We start from the raw sequence: 7456 nt of genomic DNA on the forward strand, positions 1-7456 counted from the left end.
TTGTAAACTGCTCCCCCGGTTCCCGCACCAGTGATGGCAGGTAACTCTAATGAGTCACAAGCCGTACCTGAGTTCGGATCAATGCTCGGGGTCTCCACAATGGTCACCCCAAAGGTGGATTCTGATGTACATCCGTTAGCATCACCATAGATGAAAAGTGTCTGAGATTCCGTCACTTGATCTCCTGCATCATATCTTGTGCCCCCACCATTTGGTGCAGTGTAGTAAGCTTCGTTTCCTGATAGATTCGTTCCTGTTATTTCAGGTAAAATATAGACATCACAAGAGGTCGCTGCTCCCGGATCAATTTCTGCTGTCAGCTCAATGGTTACTTCGAATGGTTCGAAGGTACCACAATCACCTGCAGCAACGATCATGTACAGGGTCTGGCTGCTTGAGATGAAGTCGCCTGGCTGATAAGTCGTTCCGCTACCATCCTGAGCTGTATTGTAAACTGCTCCCCCGGTTCCAGTACCAGTGATGGCAGGTAACTCTAATGAGTCACAAGCCGTGCCTGAGTTCGGATCAATGCTTGGGGTTTCTACAATGGTCACCTCAAATGTGGACTCAGATGCACATCCGTTGGCATCACCATAGATGAAAAGTGTCTGAGATTCCGTCACTTGATCTCCTGCATCATATTTAGTGCCTTCACCATTTGGTGCACTGTAGTAAGCTTCGTTTCCTGATAGATTCGTTCCTGTTATTTCAGGCAAAATATAGACATCACAAGAGGTCGCTGCTCCCGGATCAATTTCTGCTGTCAGCTCAATGGTTACTTCGAATGGTTCGAAGGTTCCACAGTCTCCTGCAGCAACGATCATGTATAAGGTCTGACTGCTTGAGATGAAGTCGCCTGGCTGATAAGTCGTTCCGCTACCATCTTGAGATGTATTGTAAACTGCTCCCCCGGTTCCCGCACCAGTGATGGCAGGTAACTCCAATGAGTCACAAGCCGTACCTGAGTTCGGATCAATGCTCGGGGTTTCTACAATGGTCACCCCAAAGGTGGATTCTGATGGACATCCGTTGGCATCACCATAGATGAAAAGTGTCTGAGATTCCGTCACTTGATCTCCTGCATCATATCTTGTGCCCCCACCATTTGGTGCAGTGTAGTAAGCCTCGTTTCCTGATAGATTCGTTCCTGTTATTTCAGGTAAAGTATAGACATCACAAGAGGTCGCTGCTCCCGGATCAATTTCTGCTGTCAGCTCAATGGTTACTTCGAATGGTTCGAAGGTACCACAGTCTCCTGCAGCAACGATCATGTATAAGGTCTGACTGCTTGAGATGAAGTCGCCTGGCTGATAAGTCGTTCCGCTACCATCCTGAGCGGTATTGTAAATCGCTCCAGCGGTTCCAACTCCTGTAATCGCAGGTAACTCCAATGAGTCACAAGCCGTACCTGAGTTTGGATCAATGCTTGGGGTTTCTACAATGTTGACTACATACTCTGCCTCTGATGGACATCCGTTGGCATCACCATAGATGAAAAGCGTCTGAGATTCCGTGACTTGATCTCCTGCATCATATTTAGTGCCTTCACCATTTGGTGCAGTGTAGTAAGCTTCGTTTCCTGATAGATTCGTTCCTGTTATTTCAGGTAAAATATAGACATCACAAGAGGTCGCTGCTCCCGGATCAATTTCTGCTGTCAGCTCAATGGTTACTTCGAATGGTTCGAAGGTTCCACAGTCTCCTGCAGCAACGATCATGTATAAGGTCTGACTGCTTGAGATGAAGTCGCCTGGCTGATAAGTCGTTCCGCTACCATCTTGAGCTGTATTGTAAATCGCTCCAGCTGTTCCCACTCCTGTAATCGCAGGTAACTCCAATGAGTCACAAGCCGTACCAGAGTTTGGATCAATGCTTGGGGTTTCTACAATGGTCACCTCAAATGTGGACTCAGATGGACATCCGTTGGCATCACCATAGATGTAAAGTGTCTGAGATTCCGTGACTTGATCTCCTGCATCATATTTAGTGCCTTCACCATTTGGTGCAGTGTAGTAAGCTTCGTTTCCTGATAGATTCGTTCCTGTTATTTCAGGTAAAATATAGACATCACAAGAGGTCGCTGCTCCCGGATCGATCTGAGCTGTCAACTCAATGGTCACTTCGAATGGTTCGAAGGTACCACAATCACCTGCAGCTACAATCATGTACAGGGTCTGGCTGCTTGAGATGAAGTCGCCTGGCTGATAGGTCGTTCCACTACCATCTTGCGCCGTATTATAAATCGCTCCAGCTGTTCCCACTCCAGTAATCGCAGGTAACTCCAATGAGTCACAAGCCGTACCTGAGTTCGGATCAATGCTTGGGGTTTCTACAATGTTGACTACATACTCTGCCTCTGATGGACATCCGTTGGCATCACCATACATGTACAGTGTTTGAGATTCCGTCACTTGATCTCCTGCATCATATTTAGTGCCTCCACCATTTGGTGCAGTGTAGTAAGCTTCGTTTCCTGATAGATTCGTTCCTGTTATTTCAGGTAAAATATAGACATCACAAGAGGTCGCTGCTCTCGGATCAATTTCTGCTGTCAACTCAATGGTCACTTCGAATGGTTCGAAAGTCCCACAGTCTCCTGCAGCTACTATCATGTACAGGGTCTGACTGCTTGAGATGAAGTCGCCTGGCTGATAGGTCGTTCCACTACCATCTTGCGCCGTATTATAAATCGCTCCAGCTGTTCCCACTCCAGTAATCGCAGGTAACTCCAATGAGTCACAAGCCGTACCTGAGTTCGGATCAATGCTTGGGGTTTCTACAATGTTGACTACATACTCTGCCTCTGATGGACATCCGTTGGCATTACCATAGATGAACAATGTCTGAGATTCCGTCACTTGATCTCCTGCATCATATCTTGTGCCCCCACCATTTGGTGCACTGTAGTAAGCTTCGTTTCCTGATAGATTCGTTCCTGTTATTTCAGGTAAAATATAGACATCACAAGAGGTCGCTGCTCCCGGATCGATCTGCGCTGTCAGCTCAATGGTCACTTCGAATGGTTCGAAAGTATCACAGTCTCCTGCAGCTACAATCATGTACAGGGTCTGGCTGCTTGAGATGAAGTCGCCTGGCTGATAGGTCGTTCCACTACCATCTTGCGCCGTATTATAAATCGCTCCAGCTGTTCCCACTCCAGTAATCGCAGGTAACTCCAATGAGTCACAAGCCGTACCTGAGTTCGGATCAATGCTTGGGGTTTCTACAATGTTGACTACATACTCTGCCTCTGATGGACATCCGTTGGCATCACCATAGATGAACAATGTCTGAGATTCCGTCACTTGATCTCCTGCATCATATTTAGTGCCTTCACCATTTGGTGCACTGTAGTAAGCTTCGTTTCCTGATAGATTCGTTCCTGTTATTTCAGGTAAAATATAGACATCACAAGAGGTCGCTGCTCCCGGATCAATTTCTGCTGTCAGCTCAATGGTTACTTCGAATGGTTCGAAAGTCCCACAGTCTCCTGCAGCTACAATCATGTATAAGGTCTGACTAGTATTTACAAAATCTCCAGCCAGATAAGTCGTTCCACTACCATCTTGCGCCGTATTATAAATCGCTCCAGCGGTTCCCACTCCAGTAATCGCAGGTAACTCCAATGAGTCACAAGCTGTGCCTGAGTTCGGGTCAATGCTTGGGGTTTCTACAATGTTGACTACATACTCTGCCTCTGATGGACATCCGTTGGCATCACCATAAATGTACAATGTTTGAGATGTAGAGATTTGGTCTCCAGCTTCAAACCTTGTGCCTCCACCATTTGGTGCAGTGTAGTAAGCTTCGTTTCCTGATAGACTCGTTCCTGTTATTTCAGGTAAAATATAGACATCACATGAGGTCGCTGCTCCCGGATCGATCTGCGCTGTCAGCTCAATGGTCACTTCGAATGGTTCGAAAGTCCCACAGTCTCCTGCAGCTACTATCATGTATAAGGTCTGACTAGTATTTACAAAATCTCCAGCCAGATAAGTTGTTCCACTACCATCTTGCGCCGTATTATAAATCGCTCCAGCGGTTCCCACTCCAGTAATTGCAGGTAACTCCAATGAGTCACAAGCTGTGCCTGAGTTCGGGTCAATGCTTGGGGTTTCTACAATGTTGACTACATACTCTGCCTCTGATGGACATCCGTTGGCATCACCATAGATGTAAAGTGTTTGAGATTCCGTCACTTGATCTCCTGCATCATATTTAGTGCCTCCACCATTTGGTGCACTGTAGTAAGCTTCGTTTCCTGATAGATTCGTTCCTGTTATTTCAGGTAAAATATAGACATCACAAGAGGTCGCTGCTCCCGGATCGATCTGCGCTGTCAACTCAATGGTCACTTCGAATGGTTCGAAAGTACCACAGTCTCCTGCAGCTACAATCATGTACAGGGTCTGGCTAGTATTTACAAAATCTCCAGCCAGGTAAGTTGTTCCACTACCATCTTGCGCCGTATTATAAATCGCTCCAGCTGTTCCCACTCCAGTAATTGCAGGTAACTCCAGTGAGTCACAAGCTGTGCCTGAGTTCGGATCAATGCTTGGGGTTTCTACAATATTGACTACATACTCTGCCTCTGATGGACATCCGTTGGCATTACCATAGATGTAAAGTGTCTGAGATTCCGTCACTTGATCTCCTGCATCATACTTAGTGCCTTCACCATTTGGTGCAGTGTAGTAAGCTTCGTTTCCTGATAGATTCGTTCCTGTTATTTCAGGTAAAATATAGACATCACAAGAGGTCGCTGCTCCCGGATCGATCTGAGCTGTCAGCTCAATGGTCACTTCGAATGGTTCGAAAGTACCACAGTCTCCTGCAGCTACAATCATGTATAAGGTCTGACTGCTTGAGATGAAGTCGCCTGGCTGATAAGTCGTTCCGCTACCATCTTGCGCCGTATTATAAATCGCTCCAGCTGTTCCCACTCCAGTAATCGCAGGTAACTCCAATGAGTCACAAGCCGTACCTGAGTTCGGATCAATGCTTGGGGTTTCTACAATGTTGACTACATACTCTGCCTCTGATGGACATCCGTTGGCATCACCATAGATGAACAATGTCTGAGATGTAGAGATTTGGTCTCCAGCTTCAAACCTTGTGCCTCCACCATTTGGTGCAGTGTAGTAAGCTTCGTTTCCTGATAGACTCGTTCCTGTTATTTCAGGTAAAATATAGACATCACAAGAGGTCGCTGCTCCCGGATCGATCTGCGCTGTCAGCTCAATGGTCACTTCGAATGGTTCGAAGGTACCACAGTCTCCTGCAGCTACAATCATGTATAAGGTCTGACTAGTATTTACAAAATCTCCAGCCAGGTAAGTTGTTCCACTACCATCTTGCGCCGTATTATAAATCGCTCCAGCGGTTCCCACTCCAGTAATCGCAGGTAACTCCAATGAGTCACAAGCCGTACCTGAGTTCGGATCAATGCTTGGGGTTTCTACAATGTTGACTACATACTCTGCCTCTGATGGACATCCGTTGGCATTACCATAGATGTACAGTGTTTGAGATTCCGTCACTTGATCTCCTGCATCATATCTTGTGCCTCCACCATTTGGTGCAGTGTAGTAAGCTTCGTTTCCTGATAGATTCGTTCCTGTTATTTCAGGTAAAATGTATACATCACATGAGGTCGCTGCTCTCGGATCGATCTGAGCTGTCAGCTCAATGGTCACTTCGAATGGTTCGAAAGTCCCACAGTCTCCTGCAGCTACTATCATGTATAAGGTCTGACTAGTATTTACAAAATCTCCAGCCAGATAAGTTGTTCCACTACCATCTTGCGCCGTATTATAAATCGCTCCAGCGGTTCCCACTCCAGTAATTGCAGGTAACTCCAATGAGTCACAAGCCGTGCCTGAGTTCGGATCAATGCTTGGGGTTTCTACAATGTTGACTACATACTCTGCCTCTGATGGACATCCGTTGGCATTACCATAGATGTACAGTGTTTGAGATGTAGAGATTTGGTCTCCAGCTTCCAATCTTGTGCCTCCACCATTTGGTGCAGTGTAGTAAGCTTCGTTTCCTGATAGATTCGTTCCTGTTATTTCAGGTAAAATGTATACATCACATGATGTCGCTGCTCCCGGATCGATCTGAGCTGTCAGTTCAATGGTCACTTCGAATGGTTCGAAAGTCCCACAGTCTCCTGCAGCTACAATCATGTATAAGGTCTGACTAGTATTTACAAAATCTCCAGCCAGATAAGTTGTTCCACTACCATCCTGAGCGGTATTGTAAATCGCTCCGGCAGTTCCCACTCCAGTAATTGCAGGTAACTCCAATGAGTCACAAGCTGTGCCTGAGTTCGGGTCAATGCTTGGGGTTTCTACAATGCTTACGATGAATTCAGCTTCCGATGGACATCCGTTGGCATCACCATAAATGTACAATGTTTGAGATGTAGAGATTTGATCTCCAGCTTCCAATCTTGTGCCTCCACCATTTGGTGCAGTGTAGTAAGCTTCGTTTCCTGATAGATTCGTTCCTGTTATTTCAGGTAAAATATAGACATCACATGAGGTCGCTGCTCCCGGATCGATCTGCGCTGTCAACTCAATGGTCACTTCGAATGGTTCCATCGTCCCACAATCTCCTGCAGCAACCACCATGTATAGTGTTGTACTGAAATCTATGAAGTCCCCGGCTGTATAACTCGTTCCCGTTCCATCAGGATTCTCCCAATACATCGCAGTGCCCGTTCCAGGTCCTGTGATCGCAGGTAATTCTAAACTGTCACACGCTGATCCTGAATTTGGATCTATTTGGGGAGTCTCTACAATATCAATCACAATCTCCGCCTCATCATCACAAATACCATTGGCATCATAGATAAATAAAGTGGTCGAGAAATTGATCGCATCTCCAGACACATATCTGGTACCACTGCCATTGGCCTCCGTATAATAAGCCTCATTGCCACTCAGGTTACTTCCCGCAATCTCCGGAAGTATAAACTCATCACACGCAGCTCCTGTCAAATCATCAAGAACAGGTGAATCCGTAATCGTAACTTCAAACGGCTCCATCGTCCCACAATCTCCTGCAGCAACCACCATGTATAGTGTCGTGCTGAAATCTATGAAGTCTCCAGCTGCGTAACTCATTCCCGTTCTATCAGGATTCTCCCAATACATCGCAGTGCCCGTTCCAGGCCCTGTGATCGCAGGTAATTCTAAACTGTCACACGCTGATCCTGAATTCGGATCTATTTGGGGGGTCTCTACGATATCAATCACAATCTCCGCCTCATCATCACAAGTACCATTGGCATCATAGATAAATAAAGTGGTCGAGAAATTGATCGCATCTCCAGACACATATCTGGTACCACTGCCATTGGCCTCCGTATAATAAGCCTCATTGCCACTCAGGTTACTTCCCGTAATCTCAGGCAAAATAAACTCATCACACGCAGCTCCTGTTAAATCAT

The 7456-nt window shown here is 46.3% G+C and carries 1 pseudogene; it reads right to left on the reverse strand.

The window, feature by feature from the left end:
* Window positions 1–7456, reverse strand: a pseudogene (locus L2567_RS20385) (hypothetical protein); the annotation flags it as partial.

Origin of the sequence: Portibacter marinus (genome assembly GCF_021533195.1) — a bacterium.
Classification (GTDB): domain Bacteria; phylum Bacteroidota; class Bacteroidia; order Chitinophagales; family Saprospiraceae; genus Portibacter; species Portibacter marinus.